Origin of the sequence: Pelagicoccus mobilis (assembly GCF_016595505.1) — a bacterium.
Lineage (GTDB): Bacteria > Verrucomicrobiota > Verrucomicrobiia > Opitutales > Opitutaceae > Pelagicoccus > Pelagicoccus mobilis.
On the sequence record NZ_JAENIL010000007.1, the window covers coordinates 54,269 to 80,529 of the forward strand.

A 26,261-nucleotide genomic window follows, 5' to 3' on the forward strand; every position below is an offset into this window, starting at 1 on the left:
CATCGACGTCGGGCCTAACAGTCACGGCCCACCTCACTCACTACCTCCCTGAAATCAAAGATCTCGCAAAACCGTACCGAATGGGTCTCGATTTATATCTCCGATGCGATTGCTAACCCACCAGCTCAAACCCCTGTTCGCCAGTCTGACACTCGCTGGCTCTCTCAGCTTGGGCTACGCAAGCGACCCTCACACACCAGCGGCAGCCGACGAAGCATCGAGCGAGCTTAACAACAATTGGTCCCCCCTTCCCCACCTCAAAATCCGGCAACTCGAAGCGGAATTGGGTCAGCTCCGCAACGAACTCGAAGAGCTTCCGTACCTCTATCCGATCCTCTCCCAAAACAGGATTGGCTACCACTCGTCCTTCGACGGTGACACCGAGGCGGCTCAGCATACGATCGATTTCAATCTATCAAAGAATTTCCGCGTCCGCTCCGTCGCCCTCGTTCCAGCCTATCACCCTTCCGAGCAAGAGCGAAACGCCTACGCCTTCCCCAAGCGCTTTAAAATCGAATTCCGAGATCCGGATACCAACGAGTTCGAAACGCTCGTGAACTGGATGGAGCGAGACTTCCCAAGCCCTGGTCGCTACCCTCTTTTCTTCTCGGACATTGAAAGAGTCACCAACAAGATTCGCCTAACGGTCGCAAAAGGAGAGGAAGATCCAAGCAACTACTTCGCCCTCGGTGAGTTCTACATCTGGGGCGGGACTACAAACAATTTCCTCGTCGACAACGTCGCCCTCTGGACAAGCACGCGCGTCTCCGCATCGAGCAATTTCTCCCTCCCTCCGAAGTGGGACCTCGAATTCCTGAAGGACGGCGTCAGTGGCTTGGGCTTCCCTCTGAGCAAAATCGACGAGCATCGCGAGGACCTGATGATCCGCTCCGAAGAGGGAGCCCAAATCTCCGAAACGGTTGAACTGACCATCGACCTCGGAAAGAGCCAACGCATCGGCCGATTCGATCTCTGGCCTGCAAAAGCGCCTGACGGTCTAGCCCTCCCGGGAGTCGGCTTTCCGCAGTCGGTAAAGGTCGAAGTATCAAACGATCCGTCCTTCGAGGATTTCACCGCGATCAAGCCCACGGGCGAAGCCGACAAGGGCCAGTACGGGGCTCTCTTTTCCGTCTGCATAAAACCGCCAAATGTCCGCTATCTCCGGGTCACTCTGGAGGGGCTTCAGATCCAGAACGACGCCCGCATCCTCGGCCTCGGGGAAATAGCCATGTACGATGTTGAAGGCAACCTCGTCAGCGGAGAGATCGTCAAGCACGACGGCATTCCGATGCATTTCACCAATCAGGTAGCACGCCTTCTCGACGGCTACTGTTTCGGTAAACGAATCCTGCCCGACCTGAAGTGGATTGAAGCACTCGCCCAACGTAAGCCGCTCGAGAGCCGGATCGCCGCCCTTGAAGCCGAACTGGCGAGCACTCAGGTGATCTGGGGATACTTGCGCGACCGCCTCCTGGTTGCAGCAGCGATTCTATTCTGCGTTCTCGTGAGCGTCGTCGTATTCTATCAACAGATACGCAAGAAACGTGAACTCTCCAAACAAGCGGAACGCATCACCCGCGATCTGCACGACGAGGTCGGCAGCAGTCTGGGCAGCATAAGCCTACTCGCCGAAGAGCTCACCGAAACGAGCGACGACAAACAGCTCGCCAACGACCTAGACGATCTGTCCCTGATGGCCCGCGAAGCGACCGCGTCTCTTCGCGAAATCATCAAAGTCAAATCCCAGCAGGACGTCTCCCTAGCGGAACTTTTCGACAGCCTATCGGAACGAGCATCCAAAGTCCTGCGAGGAGTTAGTCTAAGTTACCAAATCTCCGAAGAACTTCCCGAGCAGGAGATTCCGCTGAGCATCAAGCGACACATTTCGATGCTCTTCAAGGAGGCGATACACAATTGCGCCCGCCACTCCCAAGCCACCGAACTTTCCATAATCGTAAGCTCCGACTCCCAGTTTTTGTATCTGCAGATCAAGGACAATGGAATCGGGTTCGAACCATCCCAAATCCAGAGAGGTTGGGGCTTGGACAACATGAAACAGCGAGCCGACGAAATGAGAGGAGAGATCATGATCGAATCTACCCCCGGAGCAGGCACCTCCATCCATCTTAAAACGCCTCTCGCGTCACTTTCCCAAGAGCCAACCCACGGCTACAAAACATCAAACGTATGAACTCGATAGACGTTTGGATAGTCGAAGACGATGCCGATTATCGGCGCATGCTCACCCGCGTTCTTGATCGTTCGCCACAAATCGCGTCCTGCAGGGATTTCCCAAGCTGTATCTCTTTTTTGGATGCGATTAAAACGGAGAAACACCCTCATGCCGTATTGATGGATCTCGGGCTTCCACGAATGAGCGGGATCACAGGCATCAAAGAGCTTTCCCAAAACGCTCCCGACATAGCTGTCATAGTGCTCACCGTATTCGGAGAAAAAGAAAAGGTTCTCGAAGCCTTGGAAGCCGGAGCTTCCGGTTACTTGCTGAAGACCGCGACCACCGCAGAAATCCGAAAAGGAATCCAAGACGCCGTCTGGGGTGGCACCCCGCTTAGCGCCTCCGTGGCTCGTTTCGTTTTGGAGGAATACCGAAAGCCAGCCCTCGCCAACGACTTTAAACTCGCTGCCCGCGAAATCGAAGTGCTGCACAAGCTCTCGCTCGGTCACTCCGTTAAAGAGATATCATCCTCCCTCGAAATCTCCCAGGCCACAGTCTCCACTTACCTCCGGCGCATCTACAGCAAACTCGACGTGCAATCCCAGTCAGGAGCCGTCGCCAAAGCGCTGCGAAGCGGCATCATTGAATAACGCCAAGCGAGTGTCATCGATTTAGGTGACTAGGCGAGTTCCTCGATTTAGAGCAGAATCGGGGCAATGAAATTAGTACAGAAGCTTCCCCTACTTCTCGCCGCCGCACTCTCTCCCCTTTACGGAGAATCGGAACACGCAGCTCCCGCGATCCATGCGGAACAGGTCGACTCCCAGCCGACCTCGGGAACCATGGTCACCGTCATCATTCACGAAAAGGACGGCCAGCACTACGCCTATTCCGGTGGACAAGATGCAGAGCTAGACTCCTTCAAAGTCGCCAAGGACGGAAAACTGACCCCGCTTAAGTCTTACAGCCTTTGGAACGAAAAAGGCCCCGCTCGCGGACTCGTAACCTCCACCATCGCCGGAACCGACTACCTCTTCGTCGGCAACAAGTTCGGCAACGCCATCGAAGTTCACCGTATCCAAAATGACGGCACGCTCGAACGCGTCCACGTCGAACACGATACCGACGAGACCCACCTAGGAGTCATCATCACACTTCAAGTCATCCACATGAAGGACCAGGCCTATCTGTTCGCTGGTGGACTCGAAAAAACGCCAGGCCTCACCTCCTATCGCATCAACAACGACGGCTCTCTCACTCATGTCCAATCCATGGCCGACACGGAGGACATCTTCACCGACGGAATCATCGGAATGGGAATCCACAAAATCGAAGGCAAGACCTACCTCTTCACCGGTGGATTTCAAGACAGCGGCGTTAGCGGATTCCAAGTATTCGACGACGGGCATTTTCTAAACACCAGCAACGTCGGCGACGACCTCACACGCTACCTCAACGGCACGTACCCACTCAGCACGGTACAACTCGGAGACAACCACTACGTCGTCGCCGGTCACAGGCACCACAGCTACTACAAGCGTTCCCAATTCATTAAGCGAAAGGGCTTCGTTCACCATGGCGACGGCGTATCCGTCTTCAAGGTCGACCAATACGGAAAACTGATACCTCACTCCGTCCTGACCTACAATCCAGACGTAAAGATCAAAGGCCAAACTCGCATCGAAATCCAAAAGATCGACGAGACTCAAGCCGTGGTAGCGATCGCGACCCGCGACGAGCAAACCATCCAGATCTGCACCTTAAACGCAGAGGGTGTCCTCACCCCCTCCACTACCTACGAGTCGAATTTCCCCGTCTACAATGGGATGACCTCAACTCAGATCGACGGAAACATATTCCTCTTCGCCGGATCGAGAGACCACAGCTTCCTCCAAAGCATCCAACTCGAAATGGAATAAAGTATCCACTTTCCATTACATCTCTCACCCTCTGTAGGGCGGGGCGCCGACCCGCCACCCATCTTTCATTTCAATCACAACCAAATCGCTTCACCATGAACAACCGAATAACAAAAGCACTCACCCTAAGCATCACCAGCGCGTTGCTATGCCTCTTCGGCACGCTGCAACTCTCCGCGGCCGAACTCACCCACGAGCAAGCGTTCAAAGCCTTGCACGCCGCTCAGAAGAAGGCCGAAGAACAAGGCACCCTCATGAATATCGCCGTGGTCGACTCGGGAGCTAACCTCAAAGCATTCATCCGCATGGATGGCTCCTACCTCGGCAGCATCGACGTAGCGATCAAGAAGGCTAAAACCGCTCGTTACTTCGACACCCCAACTCACAATCTCGGAAAGCTCACCCAACCCGGACAGCCCATCTACAACATTGAGCACTCAAACGATGGTCTGATCACGTTCGGCGGCGGAGTCCCGATCAAGGACAAAGACGGGAATGTCATCGGAGCCATCGGCGTTAGCGGCGGCACCGTCGAGAACGACATCGAAGTCGCGAACTCCGGAGCCAATTCCGTACTCAAAAAATAAGGACAAACCCAATTCGCAGCAAGGCGGCCACTCGCCGGCACGCCACACCTCCCTCATTCAACCATCATTTCACTATCATGAAAAAATCACTCACCATTCTCAGCAGTTTGATCCTCGCCATACTCGCCCTTGGCGCATTCTCCGGATGCACCGAATGCGACGCCGGCGAAGCAGCCGAAGGCCGAGTGCTCCGTCACGTCGTTTGCCTCAAGTACAAGGACGACGTCACTGCCGAGCAAAAGGCGGATGTCATCAAGGACATCTACGACCTGCCCAATAAGATCAAAGAGCTCAAGTATCTCGAGCTCGGCGAAGAAGTGAGCGTCGAAGGTAAAAACAAGGGTTTCACCCAAGTCATCACCATGACATTCGCCGACGAAGCCGGCCGCGACATCTACTTGCCACACCCTGACCACGTCGCCCTCGTCGACAAAGTAGGCCCCCTCCTCGAGGACGTCCTCGTAGTCGACTACTGGTCAAAATAACATCACTCCCAAGCCGCCTCCCCTCAGGGGCGGCCCCTCCCACCGGAGGGCAATGCTCCGTCATTGCCACAACACAACCCAATCCCCCCCACACTCCACAACCCAAGTTTTGTCCTAACATTCCAAGAGAACCCAAACCAAAGCCACTCGCTCCCAAATAGACGATTCCCCATAGTCCCAGGAGTGAAACGCTTACCCCTATTCTCCAGCCTGACTCTCTCTCTACTCACCCTTTTCGCCCCATCACACGCCTCCGAATTACCAGAGGTAGTGGCAGGCAAGCTAATCAGACATGCCAACTTCGAATCCCAGCATGTCGCCGCCCGCAACATCGACGTTTGGCTCCCGCCTCGCGCTGCTCCCAACGAGCCGCTCCCCGTCCTCTACATGCACGACGGGCAAATGCTCTATGACTCCAACGCAACCTGGAATGGCCAAACATGGGACGCTGACGATGTCGCCACGAAACTGATACGCGACGGCAAGACCCCTCCCTTCATCATCGTTGGCATCTGGAACGGAGGCCCCGAACTCCGACACCGCGAGTACTTCCCGCAAAAAGCCTTCGAAAACCTATCCGAAAATGATGTCGAGGCAGTCCTCCAGGGAACTCGCAAGGGACAAAGTCATCCCGCGTTCCCAGGGGAACCAATCTCCGACAAGTACCTTCGCTTCATCGTCGAAGAACTAAAGCCCTTCATCGACAAGACCTACTCCACGATCTCGGACCGAGACTCCACCTTCATCTCCGGATCCAGCATGGGAGGGCTCATATCGACGTATGCGCTTTGCGAATACCCTGACACCTTTGGCGGAGCTGCGTGCTTATCCACACACTGGCCAGGCATTTTCACAAACGAGGACAATCCGATCCCCCAAGCTCTTTTCACCTATCTGGACGCCAATCTTCCTGATCCCAACAAAGTCCGACTCTATTTCGACCTAGGCGACCAAACACTCGACGCTCTCTACGAGCCACACCAAGTCCAAGTCGACAAGATCCTCCGCCGCCACGGCTACGACGACTCCAACTGGATCTCCAAGCGCTTTCCCGGCACAGACCATTCTGAGATCGCCTGGAACGCCCGCCTCCACGAACCACTCATCTTCCTCCTCGACTCAAAGTGATCCTCGCCGAGCTGTCGCTCACGGCACCCCCACTCAAATACCCACTGTCGGTCATCCATCCTACAGATCCATACTGATTTCTGAATACAACCAATTAGCCTCCCTAATCACTCGTCAAACCTGAGTGATTAACCCTTTCTTGCCCCCTTCATAGAGTTGCTGATCACGTCGTTCTAATCTTTAAGATTAGAGTACTCCCCGACGATGAAAACACCCCTCTCAAAGCGGCACTCAACTCAGCTAGCGAGCTCATTCTGGTCAGTTTTCAGCCTTCTATTTCTGCTCGGTCTAGCCTCCCTCCATGCCGGACCTGACGAAACCGCTCAGCAGATAGACCGCATCATCAACCGCGCCTATCGAGCGACAAACGCCAAACCTGCTCCGCTCACCAACGACGCCACTTTCCTCCGACGCGTCTACTTCGATCTCACTGGCACACTCCCTACCCTCCAAGAGACGCGCACCTTCCTCTCCAACAAATCCTCCGACAAACGCTCAGCCCTTGTCGAGCGGCTACTCTCTAGCGAAAACCACGTCGATTACTGGACTCTCAAGTGGTGCGACCTGCTCCGAGTCAAATCCGAGTATCCCATCAACCTTTGGCCCAACGGCGTACAAGCCTACCATCGCTTCATCCGCCAAAGCATCGCCACCAACAAACCCTACGACCTCTTCGCCCACGAACTGCTCACCTCTTCCGGTAGCAACTACCGCGTCCCCGCGGTCAATTTTTACCGAGCCGTCCAAGAGCCAACCGCCCATTCGATATCAGCGGCCACCGCGCTCACTTTCCTAGGGACACGTATCGAAAACTGGGATACTGAAAAACAAAACCAGTTCGCCGAGTTCTTTTCCAAAGTCGCCTTCAAGCGAACCGCCGAGTGGAAAGAAGAAATCGTCTACTTCGACACCCGCTCTCCAGAGGAGGTCAAAACCCGTTTCCCAGACGGAACAGCCATAACAATAGAGGCTCATACCGATCCACGCCAGATCTTTGCAGACTGGCTCATCGATGATACGAACCCGTTCTTTGCCCGCGTAGCCGTCAACCGCATCTGGTACTGGCTAATGGGGTCTGGCATCGTAAGCCCTGCTGACGACTTCGGACCCCACAACCCAGCTCAAAACAGCCAGCTTCTCGCCCAGCTCGAGCAGGCGTTCATCCTCTCCGGCTACGATCAACGAGCCCTTATCGCTAGCATCGTCAGTTCGAAGACCTACCAAAGAAGCATCCCCAAGAAGCCGCAACTCAGTTACGCTGAATACAACCTACGTCCACTCGAAGCAGAGGTCCTCGTCGATGCCCTCAACCAACTGACGAATTCCTCCGAACGCTACTCAAGCCCCATCCCCGAACCCTTCACCTTCATCCCTGAAGCGAACCGAAGCATCGCTCTCGCCGACGGCTCTATCACCAGCCAGTTTCTTGAAACCTTCGGCCGTCCCAGTCGTGACACCGGTAGACTCGACGAACGGAACCAGATCCCCAACGACGCTCAACGCCTCTCCCTGCTGAACTCCTCAGAAATCCAAGGCCAGATCAGCAACAGCCCTCTTTTCCGCCAGATCGGAAAACCGCTTCGGAAAAACCCATCCAAAGTAGTCCAAGCAACCTATCTCGCCGTGCTCTCCCGTTATCCCAATAAGGCAGAACTGGATACAGCTCTCCGCTATATCAATCAGGCAGGCAAGCAATCCCGTCACGCGGCCCTCGACGTCGCCTGGGCCCTCATCAACTCCAAAGAATTCCTCTACAAACATTAGGAGGGCAACGCTCCGTCGTTGCCACAACACTTCACACTCCAAACTCCCATGCGCCATCACCCCTCCACACAGTACTTCATGAGCCGGCGCGACCTCATTCGCTCCGGGATCCTCTTCTCACTCGGGCTGCCATTCTTTCGCCTCAACGAATCGCTCGGGGCCACGCTCGCTCACGCCCCAAAACAACGAGCGACCTCCGTCATTGAAATCTGGATGTGGGGCGGTCCCTCTCACCTCGACACCTTCGATCCCAAACCCGAAGCCGGAGCAGAATTCTGCGGTCCATACTCCGAGGCCATAAAAACCAACGTCGACGGCATCCGTATCAATTCCCGCCTCCCCCTGCTCGCAAAGCAAGCAGACAAGTACTCGCTGATCCGCAGCATGACCCACGGGATCAATGCCCATGAAACCGCCACCTACCGAGTACAGACAGGGCGGGAGTCAGGCGGAGCTCATGTCTATCCGAGCATCGGAGCCGTCGTCTCCAAACTCACCGGATACGAAGCAGGATATCAAGGCCTACTGCCACCCTACATCGCTCTCACTTCCACCCACGGCCGTTTCTCTGAAGAAGGATTCCTTGGCCCAAGTTTCAAGCCCTTCGCCACCGGAGGCGACCCAAACGCTCAACGTTTTATGGTCGAAGGCATCATCTCTCGATCCATAAGCGATCAACGCCAAACCAAGCGACGCCAACTTCTCCAAAACCTGGATACGCTCGGAAAAACACACGGCGACCACCCCCTCTTCCGCGAGTTCGACACCTCAACCAGCAACGCCTACGACATGATCCTTGGCGAGGCCCGCGAAGTCTTTGACCTTTCTCAAGAGAAAGACGAGCTCCGCGATCGCTACGGACGCCACTCCTTCGGCCAATCCTGCCTCATGGCTCGCCGTCTCGTCGAAAACGGGGTGAAATACGTCACCCTCAATGCAAAGGGCTGGGACACGCATAAAATGCACTTCACCACCATGGAGCAAAAGATGCCCCAGATGGACCAAGGCATCGCCTCCCTACTTCAGGATCTGGACGAACGTGGCATGCTCGATTCCACCATCGTTTGGGTATGCGGCGAATTCGGTCGCACTCCCAAGGTTCAATGGAAGGAGCCCTGGAAAGGCGGTCGTGGACACTTCGGCCGTTGTTTCTCCGCTCTCGTAGCGGGTGGTGGTTTCAAAGCCGGACAAGTCGTAGGAGCCTCGAACAGCACTGGCGAAGAAGTGGCAGATCGTCCCGTTTATCCGGAAGATCTCATCGGCAGCATATACGACCGCCTAGGCATCGCCCCCACCGGACGCATGCCGAACAACCTCGGATTAGACATCCCCCTCACCCCTAAGTCCAAGGGCCCCGGAATCCTGAGCGAAATCATGTAACGAGGATTCAGATACAATGAAATATCTCCTATCGACACGATCACTCATCCTCTCCTTGGCCCTCGCCTTTGCGTGTCAGCTCTCTTTCGGACAAAAAAGCCAAAACCTTCCGCACCTCGGCTACGCCTACCCCGCCGGTGGCCAAAGAGGAAGCACCATTGAAATCACCATCGGCGGACGCTACTTGGGCGGAGCTAAAAACGCCTTCATCACCGGGGCGGGAGTAAAGGCCGAGGTCGTCGACCACTTCGGCAACTACCAACGCCGTTACAAAACCTACCTCCGCGACGTCAGGAAAAACGCTGGCAAGGTCGCCCGCGAACAAGGCTTCCGACAAGGCGATACCCAGCAACGCCAAGCCATGTTCAAGGACATGGTAGAAGACATCGAAACCGTCACCCAAGGAAACCGCGACTTCAAGGTCCCCGACCACCATTACTTCAATCGCATCGCTCACCTCACGCCAGAAGAGTTCCAGCAAGTCGCCCACAAGTACATGACCATGGAAGGCGTGCAGACCAACAACGAGATCGCAGAACTGGCAACCCTACGCATCCACATCGCCCCGGACGCTCCCCTCGGCAATCGAGAACTACGCCTCCGCTCCTACAACGGCTATAGCAATCCAATCTACTTCCAGGTCGGAGGCATGCCGGAGCAAATCGAAATCGAACCCAACGACCAAGCGGCCAAAGGAGACGCCCTCCAACCGCCCTTCACTCAAAATGGCCAGATCATGCCTGGCGATCTCGATCGTATCCGCTTCACCGCGACAAAAGGTCAAAAGCTCGTACTCAACGCCCAAGCCCGCCAGCTCGTCCCCTACCTTGCCGACGCGGTTCCGGGCTGGTTCCAAGCCATTCTCTCATTGCACGACGAACACGGAAAAGAGATCGCCTACGTCGACGACTACCTCTTCCACCCAGATCCCGTCATCCTATTCGACGTCCCCGAAGACGGCGTTTACGAAGCAAGAATTCGCGACTCGATCTTCCGTGGCCGCGAGGACTTCGTCTACCGCATCTCAGTCGCGGAGTCCCCCTTCATAACCTCCATCCACCCGTTGGGAGGAGAGCTTGGAGTTCCACTGGTCGCCAAAGTGGAAGGCTGGAACTTGCCCTCCAAAAGGCTAAGACTCAAAAGCCGGCCCCATACTCCAACCACGAGCACCAGCCACCTCCAGAGCGACATCGCCTTGTCCAACCTCGTTCGCTACGAAACCACCCGAGGCCTGAACCTGCTGGAAGACGAGACCAACAACAACTCATTAAAGGCTGCCCAAGCCGTTCAGTACCCCTGCACTATCAGCGGTCGAATCGACCAAGCTGGGGATCGCGACGTCTACCAGATCGAAGGACAAGCAGGTCAGGCCCTAGTTGCCGAGGTAAGAGCTCGCCGTCTCCATAGCCCAGTCGACTCGACTCTGCAGCTTTTCGATAGCGATGGCGTACAAATAGCATGGAACGACGACATCCCTGCTCAACCCAACGTAGGCGTCCTCACACATCACGCCGACTCATTGCTCGACACCACGTTCCCGAAAGACGGAACCTACTATCTCCAAATATCAGATACACAAAACCAAGGCGGCCCCGCTTACGGATACCGGCTACAAGTGGGAGATCCCGAACCAGATTTCAAGATCTGGGCCTATCCAGCCATCGTTCAAATCGGAGCTGGGCAAAGCATGGTCATGACCGCCAAAGTAAATCGCACCGAAGGATTCCAAGGTCCTATTCATCTAGAGATCGCTCAGAACAAAGACGGGTTCTCCCTCTCAGGCGCCACCATTCCCGCAGGCCAAGACGAGATCGAGTTCACGATCACAGCGCCACGACGCACCGCGAAACCCATCCGCCAGATCAAACTCATCGCCGTTGGCGAAGGTGAGATCGAAGACATTCAGCGACCAGTCGTTCCTTGCGAACAGCGTACCCAAGCCTTCATTACGCCCCACCTCATCGAAAGCCGAGAATTTCTTATCGAGACGCTCCGCTGGCCTCGAGGAAATACCACCTTCGCCTCCACACACTCCGAAGCGATCGAGCTTAAAGATAGCGGCCCATTCTCCCTAAAATTCAAAAAGCACGCGGCCTCCGCCCAGCCGAGCGGCCGAAATAACGTCGAATCCTTTGAATACGAACTTCGGAACACTCCCCCTGGTGTCACGCTCACTGAAACCAAAGACAAACACGGGAGCGTAGAATTCTCCTTCATCCAGGAAAGCAAGCCCCAGAAGCCAAGCGAGGGCAACCTCGTCATCGACGTCTACGCAAAGCTTAGAAACCAGAAGAGCAAAAACAAGAAAGTCCAAACCATCTACCTCGGCACCCTCCCCGCCGTCCCCTACAAAATCACCATGTAGGGCTCGCGCTCGCGCGACGCCGCGGAGCCCCCTTCACGCTTCATGCCTCCCCGTCTATCATGATTACAAATCAGCAAGTTCACTCCACCCTCCCCGTCTCAGTACAGTATTCCCTCTTCCAAGGAAAAAGTGGCGTCAAAGAACTTCACATCATCATCTGTCCCAATCAGTACGGGACCTTCCAGGAGCAGCTCAACCAAGTCACCCAAGCCTATCGCAACCTGCTCACAGATCTGGATACAGACCTCAACAGCTCGGTTCTTCGCCGCTTCTTCTGCAGCGACCTTCCCAATCAGGCAGATGTTCTTAAAGCCAACGCCTACGCCAATTCCAGAACAAGCGAGAGCCCTTGCGCGATCTCCTGGGTCAACCAAGCACCCGCTCACCCCGCGAAAGTCGCTCTCTGGGCCTACCACATCATTGACCCCGTCACGGAACTCGCTCCAGTCAAGACCAACACATCCCTCTCGCTTTCTCGAGGCGAACTCACCCACCACTGGGATACAAAGCTGTATTCAATTCGCGCTGACGATTCCTACTCGCAAAGTAGAGACATTCTCGAAACCTACTGCCAACGCCTTGACCAGCGGAACGCCACCCTATACGACCATTGCATTCGCACCTGGTTCTACGTCAAAGACGTCGACACCCAATACCAAGGTCTCGTAGACGCACGAAACCACATTTTCGACCAAGAGGGCCTCACAGCCGACACGCATTACATCGCCAGCACCGGGATAGCCGGAGGACTTCACGAGACCAAAGCACGCGTCGCCATGGACGCCTACGCCATCAGCGGAGTCCGCCCCGAGCAGATCGAATTCATCTCAGCCCTCGACCACCTCAGCCCCACCCAGCTTTACGGAGTCGCATTCGAGCGAGCAACAGCCGTCTCCTACCAAGACCGCAAACATATCTTCGTATCCGGGACCGCCAGCATCGACTGGCAAGGCAAGATTCTCCACGAAGGGGATGTGCTCAAACAACTCGACCGGACACTTGAAAACATCGAAGCACTGCTCACCCAAGCCTCAGCCAAGATGAGCGACAACAATGTATTCATCGTGTACCTACGAGATATGGCCGATCAATTCGCCATTCAGGAGCAACTCGCCCTGAGACACCCAGACATACCGACCGTCTTCGTGCACGCCCCCGTCTGCCGCCCCGGCTGGCTCATCGAAATCGAGTCAATCGCAACCGTCGTAGCCGACAAACCCGACCTCCCTTTTTTCTAGAGGCATAGCCATCGTCTCGATCGCCCTACGAAAGAAGTATCGTGTTGATACGACAAGCGCTCCTTCCAAGACTCTCATAAGGAGGACGAGCGGCAGTTCCTTGGTAATACGAAAGTGGTGGATGTCGCCTAAATCGTTGACGCCAGCAACTGGACCAAATACTTAAGCTCAAATCCTTGTCGTTCGACCTAAGCACATGAAGAGGAAATTCAAAGTCGGGGCATTCATACTCCAGCCGCAGCGAGAGCGCCCAGACATGCTTCTTCTGTTTACCCACCCAGACCATCCTCAAGCTCCCATCCAGATTCCGGGCGGGAGTGTGGAAGAAGGCGAAGACTTCGAAATCGCGCTCCATCGTGAAGTTCTCGAAGAGACAGGATTGGCAAACCTGAAGATAAAACGAAAGCTAGGAATCTCTGAAGTTCCGTCTGTCGTGAATTCGAACGAGATACTCGTACGCCACTGCTATGTTTTAGAATCTCCAAAAAAAGTAAGATCCGAGTGGATACATACGGTTCAAGGAGAGGGATTAGATCAGGGAATCCGTTTTCAATTCTCCTGGCAGGAGATCAGCACCGACTTCACGCTTACGGGAGATCTCGGCCACTTTTTATCTCCAGAACACATTCCTGAACTATACAAAACCTGATATGAATCCCGAAAAAATTTACCCGATTGACGGTTTCAAGAACACCGTACTCCTGAAGCCTCTTATCGAAGCGAGCGACGTAAGCAATGTATTCGCTGGCGAATACAGCTACTACAGCAACTTCAACGACCCGACGCAATTTCTTACCGAAAGCGTCTTGTACAACTTCGGGATCTCCAAGACCTCGCTTCGAATTGGCAAGTTTTGCGCCTTCGCCCACGGAGTAAAGTTTGTGATGGCCGACGCGAACCACTCCACTTCCGGAATAACCTCCTTCCCCTTTGCTGTATTCGGTGAGAAATGGGCTGAGTCGCTTCCACTTTCCGAATATCCATTCAAAAAATACAAAGACATTGTCATAGGAAATGACGTTTGGCTCGGAATGGATGTAACCATCATGCCAGGAGTCAGTATCGGACACGGTTCGATCGTAGGCGCCCAGTCAGTTGTCGCCTCAGATGTCCCCCCTTACAGCATAGTTGCTGGAAACCCAGCGAGAGTCATTCGAGATCGATACTCCGCCGACGAGAAGGAAGCACTGCTGGACCTACAATGGTGGAACTGGGAAATTGAGAAAATCGAGTTAGCAATGCCGACCCTGGTAAAAGGAAACGTTTCCGAACTAATCAAATTCGCCCAAGAGCAGTAGCTGCTACAAAAGCGACGCTCCTCTCACCTCCCCCCCCAAACGTAGTGCATCATGGATACCGCATTCGAACTCTGGCTGGAATTTGAACATTGGACCTCTCAAGAAGGGGACGATCCAAAGTGCGACTTCTTCAACATGAAAATAGACCTGCAGAACGGTAAGAGCTACGCGTTAAACGTATGGACCTACGGCTATTTCGAAAAGGCTATTTCAGAAACTCGAGATGACGGAGAAAACGCGGAGGGAAACTACCTCGAAGCTCCAGATCTTTTCATCTCCCAAATGGACCGCAAGACCTGCGAGACAGTCGTTGCCCATATCATCGTCAACGATGGGCTAAAAAGCGAATGGGAAGTTGACGAGTGAACAATCACCGCAGCCTCCAAAGCAGTACCTTACCAATTCGCTATAAATGAACGGAAGAAAAGCAGGTGGACTCATCTATATCGCCCTGTCTGTCGTTTTGCTGTGGAACGCCCTCTCAGATGGAGAGTTTACCTTCACAGACAGCGACGACACTGGAAGCACAGAAACCATCACGATCGAACAAAACCCCATAATGTTCAGCACCTTGATAGGGATCTTCGCGATAATCGGAGGATCCGGTATTCGACTCCTCATTACAGAGAAGAAGAAGGAAGAGACCCAATTCGAGGACGAGAAAGGACGTTTCCAGTGGAGATCCGCCCCCTTCTACAAGGTAGCGTTATGGCTGTTCGTCCTTTCCTACTTCGGGATGAGCTACCTGATAGCTCTAGTCATTTGCATCTACTTCTCCGACTTTTCCACAAACCAAACCAGAGCGATCATGGCATCAATCTTAGGTAGCCTCCTACTAGGCAGGCTCATCTCCATAGCCTTGAATACGCCCAAGCAGATCAAAGAGGAAAGCGACGGCTTGCTCGTCGAAAGATGGCTGTTCAAGCCTCGCTTCATTCCATTCTCCGAGATCGACAAGCATACCATCGACGAAAGTAGGATTTCGATCTGGTTCAGCAACCATAAGCAAGTAGCATTCCCACGAGATGCCCTTGAGGAAGGAGCCGCTCTTACCCTAGCTCGCAGGCTAAAGATGCAAATGAAACATCAAGGTGACCTAACTCCAGAAACAACATCGCCCGCCTCGTAGTACCTTGACGACATGAAAACGACGCACCTCAACCTCCTTGTAGCTGTCTTATCGCTAGCCTGCTCAACTTTCTTAAATCCAGATGCTCACTCAAAGAGTTTTGAAAAAATACTGGACCTAGATGGCGTCAAGAAGGTGACGTACATTGAGCCCTTTCTTATGATCGTCCTCCAGAATCAAGAAGCGCACGCAAGGGTTAAGGAGCAAATCTCGAAAATAAAGGCCGAAGACAGCGATAGGGATCTGAGCAAAATAAAGGACTCAGCAGTACTTTGCTATTACAACGATAGTGCGTATTCATACCACAAAGAAGAGCTCTCAATGATCAAACACACCAACGGAATGGTTGGGCTTCTCCGAATGCAGAGTTCATCTCTATTCACAAGCGTCTACCCGATAGACCAAGAATCCGGGGAATTGACCGAAAACAGGTCCACCTACCATAGGCAGAGAGGACGGATCGGCTACAAGCTTCTCGACGAGGAGTTAAGGAGTGCCCGATCATTTAAGAAGCGTTTGCCTCAAAGAAAAACGCAACCTGATATGCTCATTTCACTCTCCTATCACTATACGGGAGTTATAGTATATCCGGTTTATGACGGACTCATTTACATTAACGGAAAGAAACTCAGTTTTCAACGATTCCAGAGAAGACTAGAGAGCTATCCCAGATACGAGAACCCCAACAAGATAATGAGCGGCAACAAAGAGTCGATTCCACACAATCACGACCTTTAGCAAGCTCACCAATCGACTCTCTATTAGTATTCCTTTTTCCAATACACCCATCTCCCGATCATTCATCACTCCAAGAGAGATCCAAGAGTCAACAACTGTGTAGATCCCAAATTCCGATAGAACTTCACGTCTTTTGTCGATAGACCCATTCAGTGCAACAAACGAACAAAGCTTGAAACGACTGGCAGAGACCTACCCTGGCTACGAAGAGGCCAACGACGCGCAAATCACCCTGCTAGCAGCGGGCATCGACTGTATTGTAGTTCGCAATACACAAGGAGTATGGGACATTGCAGAAGGCAAAGGCGAATCCTACGGAGTCCAGGTGGACGAGCAGCACCTCGAACAAGCTCAGGAACTTCTAACTCGTCCCATAGCAGATAACTACGATTCACTAACCAAGTGCCCAGTATGCAACAGCACGAATGGCAAGAGGTACAGCTACGCAGACTCGCCATGGTTCCTATACCACACGCAAAAAGATTTGATCAAGTGGTGCTGCTCTTGCTTCGTACGCATCCCCTTTGGGGACGGGGCTGAGATGCCTTGCAGCGGCGTTGTTTGTCCCCACCGGGCTTCAGCCCGCTCGGGGACAAGACGCCTTGCTGCAAGGCATCTCAGCCTCCGCCACTTAATCAAAGCTTTTTGCGTGTGGTATTAATCACCTGGATCCTGATCCTGCCAATCCTATGGTCCATGTACCTCATCAAGACCCGAGGTCGCCGCTACAAATGCGAAGACTGTAAACGGCTTTACCGGACAAAGGTCTGAAACCGCCCTTGGGCATCCCTACGAGGTCCCCAGGACACGGTCAAACCGGCGAACCTCAACAAAGACGCAGGCCTCACTGGTAGATAGGCTTAAGCGGGATTCGATCGATAAATTGAGGCGCTCGCCCGGAGCCTTCGCGTTACTCTTGAGCACCCACAGCAGCTGAACTGCCATTTGCCATCGAGTAAGTCCGCTATTCCTCGGTAACTCACATTTCCCCTCGAGCGCGTCAGCAAAAGACAATGAGCGAGAACAAATTCCTCAGACAGCCTAAGAGGACTCTACCCCAGTCTCCCTCTGAACGCCTCAATGCCGGAACAAGCCTAAACAAGCGAACAACAGCGAAACTCCAAGCAAGAGCCCTAACCCGATCAAGCTGCGAGAAAGCCCCTGAAAAGGAGTCGTCCTCCGAATCACCCTAATGAGTTTAATCTAAAACCTCCTAACACATTCTTTAGTGTTAAATACTATATAGAAGAATTGAGTCACCCCGACATACAATACTCACGAATATCGCAGCATTACTACTATCGTAAAAAGCGCTTCAGCGCTATATTTCACACCACTCAATATTGGCTTATTTTATTTTTCACATTCCACGATAATTATGGAACAGAACCCGAAATATGATAACGAACACCAACGTGAAACAGGGAGCCTAGCCAAAGCTGCCCGACCTGTTTACACAAGCGGATCCAACTGATTTAACAAACGTAAACGATTCATCGTTATATCATATAAGCCCCTCGTTTTATTGATTCTGAACCATGAGATCCTCCCTATCTAAATCACTAAGTATTATACTGCTAACACTTTTCGCATCAGGCTTGCTTTCGGCAGCCGAAATGAAAGTTTTCGACTGGAACGAGCCGATTACCGAGAAATACAGAGGATTCCCTCATAACACGCCACCCATGGAAAACGGCAATTGGGTGAGTCCGATAAACTACGCCGGCGGCACCTTCCACATCAGGATCGAAGTCAAAAGCCAGCCCGTCGCCCAGTCGATGAATCTGCAATTTTGCGTCTGGCAGGCGAAAGACGGCTACAACTACGAGCTGGAAACCTGTACCGACGAGATGCCAATCGTAAAAGGCATTCCCGGCACCGTCGTAACCACCTCCCAAGCCATATCCGACATGTGGAAAAAAGACGGGAAGCCCATCGAATGGTGGCGGGCTCGATACCGAAACGGTGTAGCCGTAAAGACTAGCTCAGGCCTCCCGGTCAGCAACTACCTCGGGTGGAACTGGAACGGAGAGGATCCCAAGAAGTGGTATCCACTCGACATCAGATACACCGTCGTCGTCGTGTCGAAAGGAAGCACCTTCTCCGGATGGCACAACTACATCGATGGGGTAAGCCCAGAGCCAAATCCAGAGCCCGAACCAGTGCCGGACGGTCCCACCGTCGCCAACGGAGGATTCGAATCGGGCATGAAGTCGTGGAGCTTCTACACAAACGGAACCGGAACCGCGAAAACGAAAACACCGGGTCACGCAAGCTCCAGCACCGCAGCCCAAGTCTCGATCGATAGCTTAGGATCGAACACGCAACTCTTCCAATCAGGCATCTGGCTCAAACCGAACACCGAATACGAGGTCTCCTTCGCCGCCTATTCAAACACAGGAAACGACCTCAGCGTCTCCCTCAGCAAGCATGGGCCTCCGTACAACAGCTACGGTATCAATCGCAAGACGGTGGACATCACAACCGGCTGGAAGCTGCATAGCTTTAAATTCACCACCAAAGGCTTCGATTCAACCGTATCGGACGGCCGCATTTCATTCTGGTTCGCCGACCACGCCAAAGATGGCGATCGCTACTGCATCGACAACATTGAGATCGTCGAAGTGGGCTCGGAACCAGAACCTGAGCCGGAACCGGAGCCAGAACCAGAACCAGAGCCCACCCCTTCTGACAACGTCCTGCAAAACAGCGGGTTCGAAGACGGACTATCCTATTGGAAGTTCTACACCAACGGGTCTGGAGACGTGAATACAACGACCCCATCGGATAGGAACACCGGCAAGGTAGCCCAGGTTTCAATCGACTCGATCGGATCAAACACGCAACTGTACCAATCCGGCATTCCTCTCAAACCGAACACCGAATACGTCCTATCCTTTCTCGCGTACTCAAACGTCGGAAACGACCTGCGCATATTCCTAAACAAGCACACCTCCCCTTACACCAACTACGGCTTGAACCGGGTGAAAGTGGATATCAAATCGGGTTGGACTCAGCACACCCTCGCCTTCACGACCAAAGGTTTCAGCTCCGAAGTCTCAGACGGGCGCATCTCGTTCTGGTTCTCCGACGATGCGAAAAACGGCGATCGGTACTGCCTCGACAACATCGTGATCGCCGAAGCGAGCGCGGGCTCAACTCCGGATCCAGAGCCAGAGCCGGAACCAGAGCCTGAACCTGAACCCACTCCCACCCCGAGCTCAAACGACCTGCAAAACGGCAGCTTCGAAAACGGAATGGCAAACTGGAGCTTCTACACGAGCGGATCCGGCTATACCAAGACAACGTTCTCGAACTACAACGGCTCAGGCAACGCGCTCCTGGTAGCCCTCGGAAGCGCCGGCTCGAACATACAGCTGCTGCAATCCGGCGTCCCGCTTGAACCAAACACTGAATACGTGCTCACCTTCGCCGCCTATTCGAACTCCGGACACGATCTAAAAGTGGCTCTCAACCAGCACGGATCGCCCTACAAAAACTACGGCCTCAACAGAGTACCAGTGGACCTCACCACAGGCTGGAAGACCTTCACCATCAACTTCACGACCAAGAACTTCAGCTCGCCAGTCACAGACGGAAGACTCTACTTCTGGTTCGCCGACGACGCCAAGGCGGGCGATTGGTACTACATCGACCACGTCAACCTCTCCAAAGCGAACTAGGGTCGCACAAAACATTTCAGGGGCCAAAGCCCCCGCCCCACTCCAGAGGCCCACGCAGGCAGAGCCCAAACGCTCCCTGCGTGGGCCTCAACAGTATCGACTCGCCGGATACCATTCCAGAGCTGAAGCTCCTCTTCGAGAAGGCGTACGGACGATTTTGCCGCACTTCGTCTTGCGCAGCCTCCCGCCTGCCATCTAGCTTTCCCGGCTTATGTACAAACTCCGGTCCTATCAACAGCAAGCGGTCGACAGCACGCTCAGTTACTTCAGGAAGAAGCGCCTGCCCGCAGTCATCGTTTTGCCTACCGGAGCTGGCAAGAGTCTGGTCATAGCGGAACTCGCCAAGATCGCCAAAGGACGCGTCCTCGTCCTCGCCCACGTCAAGGAACTGGTCGAGCAAAACCACCTCAAGTACGAGAGCTACGGACTGGAAGCAGGCATCTATTCCGCCGGACTCAACCAGAAAGACAGCACCCAAAAGGTCATCTTCGGCAGCATCCAATCCGTCGCCAACGCCGAAGACAGCTTCTTCCAAGACTTCACCCTCCTCGTCATCGACGAGTGCCACCGCGTCGGCCTCGAGCCTGACAGCCAATACGCCCAAGTCATTAAACGGCTAAAGCTAAACAACCAGAAGATCGCCATCCTCGGCCTCACAGCCACCCCCTACCGCCTCGGCCTAGGCTGGATCTACAACTTCTCCCATCGCGGCGAACTCAAGACCCGCGAGATGCGTTTCTTCAAGCACTGCGTCTACGAGTTGCCGCTCGAGTACATGATCAAAAACAAATACCTCACGCCCCCCGTGAAGGTAGACATACCGGTGACCTCATACGATTTCTCCGAGCTCACCGAGGGCAGCGGATCCTACACCATGGCACAGCTCGAGGAAGTCCTGAAACAGCAGCGACGCCTCACCCCCCTCATCATCAAGAACATCGTCGACATCACCGAGAGTTATCAACGGCAGGGAGTGATGATCTTCAGCTCCACCGTCAATCACGCTCAAGAAGTCATGCAGAGCCTGCCCGAAGGGCAAGCCAGACTCGTCCTAGGCAACACCGAAGACAGCGAACGCGACCAGATCATCGAAGCCTTCAAAAACAAGGAATTCAAATACCTGGTAAACGTATCCGTTCTGACCACCGGCTTCGACGCCGTGCACGTCGATGTCATCGCCATCCTCCGCCCCACCGAATCCGTTAGCCTCTACCAGCAGATCATCGGCCGTGGTCTCCGTTTGGATACAAACAAAAAAGACTGCCTCGTCCTGGACTACACCGGTATGGGTCACAATATCTACACCCCTGAAGTCGGCGAAAAGAAACCCTCCCGCGAATCCGTGCCCGTCGAAGTAGCCTGTCCTGAGTGCGGCTTCGTAAACGACTTCTGGGGTATCGTCGACGAGATGGGAAAAATAGTCGAACACTTCGGGCGCAAATGTCGCGGAGCGATCCAAAAACCGGAAACCTACGAGTTCACACCTTGCGGTTATCGCTTCCGCTACAAGATCTGCGATCAATGCGGCTCAGAGAACGACATCACCGCTCGCGAGTGCTGCCGCTGTGGATACACACTCATCGACCCCGACACCAAGCTCAAGCAAGCCAAGCTCTCCAAAGACGCCCACGTCCTAACACCCGACTCAATCGAGATGCTAGAGCGAAGCGACAAAAACGGGAATCCCTACCTGCAAGTAAAGTACTACGACTACGACGCCCGTTACCTCTCAGAGATGCACTATCTCAATAACGCAACCGCCCTAAAAAAATTCGACATCAATTTTCTCAGATCTCATCTCAGAACCCCCGAGCAAAGAGTGCCCATCAGATCGGTTGACGACGTATTAAAAATTCAACCACACCTCAGAATGCCCTCTTTCGTCATCGCTCGCAAGCAAGGCAAATTCTGGAAGATCACCGAAAAGATCTTCGCCGAAGAGTTGGGACGTTAAGGCTCGGCACCCTCAATCCGCTTGCTCGAGCACGACTTGAATCTTCACTGGATCCCCACTCTTCACAGCCGTACAAAGACGGCGAAAGCGTTCACCGTTAGCAGCCTGCAAGTCAGCTTTCATGGAGAAACTGCCGCGAAACTGGATCGTTTTGCGAGAACCATCCCTAGTACAGAGTTGACCGAGGAAGATGAGAAACCTTTCCATTACAGCTCGATCAACCGAACCCTCCTCTTCTAACAGCCGAGCCAAAAGAGGAGCGAACACATAGGCGCCATGGTCAAACTGCGTGAGGGCAAACGCTTTTAGATCGAACAAAGACCGATCCATCACAGCTTCGAGCGCAAGAGACACTTCGCTGCTCTGCGTTTCTAAGCGATTATCAGCCGTGACCATTCTCCTGATACGCACGATCGTACGCTCCAAGGAAGCAGCATCCTCCAAGATGGCTTGAGGAGCTACAGTTGAATCGCCGTCACTAAACCGTTCTGCAATGCCGAAAAGCTCTTCGGCAACTTCCGCGTAAAATACGATACGGCTTTCATCCAGATAGAACGTTCGCGATCCGAAATCCCCGCTGGCTCCCGCATCGCAGCAAGTCATCACCACCAGAAGATCCAAAAACAAGCGCCTACGCCGCGTGTTCATTTTGAGAAGCTCCAATAGGACAGGTTCGAGAAACACATTTGAAACCTCTCCCAAGCGGGCTATCCCTAGGTGGCTGTGATACCGACTCAACCCCACAAGCAAGGTAGCGTTCTCCTCGCTCCATCGTAGTTCGTTCACCAGTACGGCAGCCTTATTCGAGACATAGTCTCCCGAGCGTTCCTCATGCCCGCTACCAACATAGCGAAGAGTCTCCCGGTCACACTTCCCAATGTCGTGGACACGCATGAGCCAAAGCAAGAACCGGGATGCATCCCGCAACTCTTCGCCGTTCTCCAATGAGAGCGAAGCATCAATGCGCTGCGTGACCCGATCGAAAATCGCCACCCCCTTCCCGCCCAAGAGTCTCCCGATTTCATTTCCCTCATTCGAACCGCTCCACACCACCGCACGAGCGAGCTCCATACAGCGCTCGATATGGGCCTGCTCCGTCGGGATGGAAGCGATAGCAGTTTGCAAACCGCTAACCTCCTCCGAAAAGACGTCTTCAAAAGATCTCATATGACAAACAAGAGAAGCGGTCAAAAAACGCGTCCAACCACGAGCTCGAAGCCAAAATAGGCTCAATCAAGCAATCAGTCAAATTCAGCTGCGGCGTATTGGAAATTCAACGACCTCGTTCAATCCCTCAACTCTTCTTGGAAAGGCAAAGACGCATTCCTATAAAGCCCGAACGCTCAGTTACAGGATTTCCGCTTTCACGATAAGCCGCCCGACAGAATCGAGCATAGCGATGCCAGCTCCCTCCCCGATGTACGCGCTCCCATCCGATCTCCGGACCTTTCGGGTCCGTCTGCAGGTGCGGCTTGTAGTCCGCTTTCCAATCGAGACACCATTCCGAAACATTGCCCAACATATCATACAAGCCCCACGCATTGGGCTGCTTTAGCCCGACTTCATGCGTCCCCTTGTAAGGCTGCGCGTATTGCATTTCCTCCCAGTTAAAACTGCTTTCCCCCTTGTATTCGACACCACTGTTCCCCGAGTACCAAGCGATTGTGTCGAGCTCCCGAATGTTGTTTTTGCCAGAAATCTTAATCGGCCCCGAATACACCGGACTAGAGCTTCCCGCCCGACACGCGAACTCCCATTGAGCTTCAGTAGGAAGCGTATACTCGTACCCCGGCAAAAGCCTCCCCGCTTCTCTTTCCCGTTTCGTCAACGCCTCACAAAATCGCTTAGCCTGCTCCCAAGTTATATTTTCAATCGGAGCGTTCTCTCCCGCCTTCCTGAACACTGCCGGATGCTTTCCGTTCATCAAACTCCACTCACGCTGAGATACTTCGAACTTCCCCATCCAATACCCGTCGCTCAGCACCACGACGTGGCGAGGGCTTTCATCTCCATCACGTCCGGGCTCCCACTTGGGGCTACCCATATTAAAACGGCCTGGCTCGATCCACTTCATCTCAATCCCTAAATTCGGAACCGTCCAATCACTCCTCTCGACCATCCGATCTAGCTCCTTCATCGCGCCCGCAAGCTGGAGGTTCTCGCCCTCCAAGACGACTCCGCTCAACCGCACGCTTTCGTGAGTATCGGACTGAAGGACCACTTCGACTTCACCTGTGGGCACCTCCTCCATCTCGTACGGAGTCACTCCAACCACTTCACCATCCATCACCACATTAGCGCCAGTTGGTACGCTATTTATGGATACAGTTCCAGTAAGTCGCTCCATGCGAACCAAATTCAGTTTTGTGATCCGGCCTTCCTCCACCGTCGCCGTGAGGTTCAGATCTCGATAGCCTTCAGCCTCCGCCGAGATAGTGTAAGTCCCCATCGGAAGTGACTCGTTTTTGATCTGGCCGACTGCCTTCAGTTCATCCCCTACCAAAATCTCCGCCTCATCCGGAATCACTCGAATCCCAATCGCGCCGCGTCCCTTCCCAAAAATCGAACGCCGACTGCCTGGCTGAGGCTCGTCCTTTTCAGATTCAGAAAAGCTACGCTCCAAGGCCTCAAGCATTGGACGCCCGTTCGCCATTCCATCCTTTCTCGAAACGACCTTATACACCGCAGCTCCACCTACCAAAAGCAACGCCAGGCACAAAACACCCAGTCTAAGCCAACGAGTCGAAGCCTTCTCAGATTCGCTTTCATCCGACTCCTCTAGCGTCGCCGAACTCCCTCCTTGCCTTTTCCCCACCGAAACCCGCACCAGAAAAAAGATAGCCACCCCAATTGGCCCCAGGAACAAACCCAACACAAACCAGCCAACGCTCAGCTTTTCCCTATGCCTAGACTCGAAAAACAACCAGAGAGCAAAACCCAAATAACGTAGCCTGTCCGCAACGAGCAAGAGATAGGAACTCCGCTCATCAAATGCCAAACCACCCGCCAGTATCTCCTGCTGAGATTGCACGAGAGTATTGCTCAGATTGATGCTCACCAGCATCAACGCAATCGAGGCAAGGATCCAAAACAGCTTGCTTGATACACTCATTGTAAAAATTCCTTCGCTAGACCGAGTTCGAAAACAGAGGCTTACGCAGAACGCCCCTTCGGAGCGCGATACTCAAACAAGTCGCACCCCAATATCCGGCGTTCACTCGCTTTGACCGTCTTAGTGACATACTCCGTACCATTCCAGCAAGTGACCACCATCGTCTCTTTTTGGTAATCCTTCGCAACTACGACCGCATAGTCGTGCAAGTTCCCAACCTCAAAGCCATCCACCGCCACAATGATATAGCTATCAAAAACCCGAGATTGGTGGAGCGTCGGCTCAGAGTTGGCAACGACAAGGCCTTCCTTGGGAGGCGTATCCACTGCAGCCGATTGCTTAGCCCTCCTTGGGTTCACATTCCTGTATAGGTTCTCAAAAAGGGTGCCATACGACTTCCCGTTTAGCCCTACAATCTCAGGGTGACTCCTGTAGTATCTAGCAATTGGGTACAATTGCCCCTTTTCCTTAGCCAATTGCATATAGCACCGCTCAGCCTCAGCATGGCGACCGGCTTTAGCGAGAACGTCAGCCTTCACATGAAGTCCCTTAACTTCGTCAACGCTGGAAACAATTTCCGCCACAGTCAAAGCGTCCGCATAAGCCTCCCTATACGCGAAACAATCAGCCACCCAAAAGTAATCCTCGTAAGCAACGGTTAGATACCGAATCGCTTGCACCGCAAGAAAGCGATCCTCGCTCCAGAGCCGCTTCACCTGATCAAAGGCAACACCCCCTCTACCTCCATCCAACGCACGGAATAAAAGGCTGTAGCGACTGAAAAGGTCCTCTCTCACCTTGAGGCGATCTTCCAAGACTTTGGAACAAATATAGGAAAGATTAGAAAAAAGCGGCCAGCCATCATGCTCTTCCGGGTAGATCATCGACATCTTGACCGCATAGAGATAGAAGTCCGTTCGATCCGGCTCCTTGAAGAGTCTGTTTTCATCGACGCCATACTTCTCGCACAACATCTCGAACGTTTTGGTGAACTCCCGGTGACACACTCGCTGAGTCGTGTAAGTCGGGAGCTCTCCTCTTCTCAAAGCAGCCATGCACTTGTCCACCACTGGAATATTCACATCCGCACGAAGCCCCAGCCCACCCAACAGAAGTACCGCCATCAAAACGGCCAATCTAGCGCATCTACTTATCAAACTCATAACATCAAATCGCTCACTGCAGTTTTCACCTAATTCACGACGTCCGCACCTCCGTTTTCTTAAGCGATTTTTCCAGCCCTGACGGCTATCACGTACTACCGCCCGAGCAGCCACAAAGGCCCCTCACCATTTAGCGGAATCC

At 53.5% G+C, this 26,261-nt stretch carries 21 protein-coding genes; 18 read left to right on the forward strand and 3 right to left on the reverse strand.

Annotated features, from left to right (window positions below; translation table 11 throughout):
• Positions 1–103 precede the first annotated feature (103 nt).
• From JIN87_RS04925 to radD, 18 genes are all read left to right on the forward strand, one after another.
• Positions 104–2,191, forward strand: a complete 2,088-nt coding sequence (locus JIN87_RS04925) for an ATP-binding protein (RefSeq protein WP_200354415.1) — start codon at positions 104–106, stop codon at positions 2,189–2,191.
• Entirely contained in the window at positions 2,188–2,826 is a 639-nt protein-coding gene (locus JIN87_RS04930) for a response regulator transcription factor (RefSeq protein WP_200354416.1), read from the forward strand. The genes JIN87_RS04925 and JIN87_RS04930 overlap by 4 nt, the downstream gene beginning before the upstream one ends.
• A gap of 66 nt (positions 2,827–2,892) precedes the next feature.
• On the forward strand, positions 2,893–4,095 hold the full coding sequence (locus JIN87_RS04935) for a lactonase family protein (protein ID WP_200354417.1): 1,203 nt from the start codon (positions 2,893–2,895) through the stop codon (positions 4,093–4,095).
• A gap of 95 nt (positions 4,096–4,190) precedes the next feature.
• Positions 4,191–4,682 (forward strand): GlcG/HbpS family heme-binding protein, encoded by a 492-nt coding sequence (locus JIN87_RS04940; RefSeq protein ID WP_200354418.1) that lies wholly within the window; start codon positions 4,191–4,193, stop codon positions 4,680–4,682.
• Positions 4,683–4,759: 77 nt separating this feature from the next.
• Entirely contained in the window at positions 4,760–5,167 is a 408-nt protein-coding gene (locus JIN87_RS04945) for a Dabb family protein (RefSeq protein WP_200354419.1), read from the forward strand.
• A gap of 183 nt (positions 5,168–5,350) precedes the next feature.
• Positions 5,351–6,295, forward strand: a complete 945-nt coding sequence (locus JIN87_RS04950) for an alpha/beta hydrolase-fold protein (protein ID WP_200354420.1) — start codon at positions 5,351–5,353, stop codon at positions 6,293–6,295.
• Positions 6,296–6,499: 204 nt separating this feature from the next.
• Complete coding sequence (locus JIN87_RS04955) at positions 6,500–8,059, forward strand: DUF1553 domain-containing protein (RefSeq protein ID WP_200354421.1); 1,560 nt, start codon at positions 6,500–6,502, stop codon at positions 8,057–8,059.
• Between the two features lie 48 nt (positions 8,060–8,107).
• On the forward strand, positions 8,108–9,439 hold the full coding sequence (locus tag JIN87_RS04960; RefSeq protein WP_200354422.1) for a DUF1501 domain-containing protein: 1,332 nt from the start codon (positions 8,108–8,110) through the stop codon (positions 9,437–9,439).
• A gap of 16 nt (positions 9,440–9,455) precedes the next feature.
• Complete coding sequence (locus tag JIN87_RS04965) at positions 9,456–11,804, forward strand: PPC domain-containing protein (protein ID WP_200354423.1); 2,349 nt, start codon at positions 9,456–9,458, stop codon at positions 11,802–11,804.
• 59 nt (positions 11,805–11,863) lie between these two features.
• Positions 11,864–13,042 carry a Rid family hydrolase gene (locus tag JIN87_RS04970; protein ID WP_200354424.1) on the forward strand — a complete coding sequence of 393 codons (1,179 nt, stop codon included), beginning with the start codon at positions 11,864–11,866 and terminating at the stop codon, positions 13,040–13,042.
• Between the two features lie 196 nt (positions 13,043–13,238).
• Positions 13,239–13,691, forward strand: coding sequence for an NUDIX domain-containing protein (locus JIN87_RS04975; RefSeq protein ID WP_200354425.1), 453 nt, complete (start codon positions 13,239–13,241; stop codon positions 13,689–13,691).
• 1 nt (position 13,692) lies between these two features.
• Complete coding sequence (locus JIN87_RS04980; RefSeq protein WP_200354426.1) at positions 13,693–14,340, forward strand: CatB-related O-acetyltransferase; 648 nt, start codon at positions 13,693–13,695, stop codon at positions 14,338–14,340.
• A gap of 51 nt (positions 14,341–14,391) precedes the next feature.
• Positions 14,392–14,706, forward strand: a complete 315-nt coding sequence (locus JIN87_RS04985; protein WP_200354427.1) for a hypothetical protein — start codon at positions 14,392–14,394, stop codon at positions 14,704–14,706.
• A gap of 46 nt (positions 14,707–14,752) precedes the next feature.
• Positions 14,753–15,469 (forward strand): hypothetical protein, encoded by a 717-nt coding sequence (locus tag JIN87_RS04990; RefSeq protein ID WP_200354428.1) that lies wholly within the window; start codon positions 14,753–14,755, stop codon positions 15,467–15,469.
• Positions 15,470–15,481: 12 nt separating this feature from the next.
• Positions 15,482–16,207, forward strand: coding sequence for a hypothetical protein (locus tag JIN87_RS04995; RefSeq protein ID WP_200354429.1), 726 nt, complete (start codon positions 15,482–15,484; stop codon positions 16,205–16,207).
• Between the two features lie 172 nt (positions 16,208–16,379).
• Positions 16,380–16,868, forward strand: a complete 489-nt coding sequence (locus JIN87_RS05000) for a hypothetical protein (protein ID WP_200354430.1) — start codon at positions 16,380–16,382, stop codon at positions 16,866–16,868.
• Between the two features lie 955 nt (positions 16,869–17,823).
• Entirely contained in the window at positions 17,824–19,890 is a 2,067-nt protein-coding gene (locus JIN87_RS05005; RefSeq protein ID WP_200354431.1) for a carbohydrate binding domain-containing protein, read from the forward strand.
• 211 nt (positions 19,891–20,101) lie between these two features.
• Positions 20,102–21,844: a DNA repair helicase RadD gene (radD, locus tag JIN87_RS05010; RefSeq protein WP_200354432.1), complete on the forward strand. Its 1,743-nt coding sequence runs from the start codon at positions 20,102–20,104 to the stop codon at positions 21,842–21,844.
• 12 nt (positions 21,845–21,856) lie between these two features.
• Here radD and JIN87_RS05015 read toward each other — a convergent pair whose 3' ends face one another.
• The 3 genes from JIN87_RS05015 to JIN87_RS05025 form a co-directional block, all read right to left on the reverse strand.
• Positions 21,857–23,011 (reverse strand): hypothetical protein, encoded by a 1,155-nt coding sequence (locus JIN87_RS05015; protein ID WP_200354433.1) that lies wholly within the window; start codon positions 23,009–23,011, stop codon positions 21,857–21,859.
• Between the two features lie 127 nt (positions 23,012–23,138).
• The gene (locus tag JIN87_RS05020; protein ID WP_200354434.1) at positions 23,139–24,956 is read right to left on the reverse strand and encodes an SUMF1/EgtB/PvdO family nonheme iron enzyme; all 1,818 of its coding nucleotides are present in this window, start codon (positions 24,954–24,956) and stop codon (positions 23,139–23,141) included.
• A gap of 41 nt (positions 24,957–24,997) precedes the next feature.
• Entirely contained in the window at positions 24,998–26,080 is a 1,083-nt protein-coding gene (locus tag JIN87_RS05025) for a hypothetical protein (RefSeq protein ID WP_200354435.1), read from the reverse strand.
• Positions 26,081–26,261 lie beyond the last annotated feature (181 nt).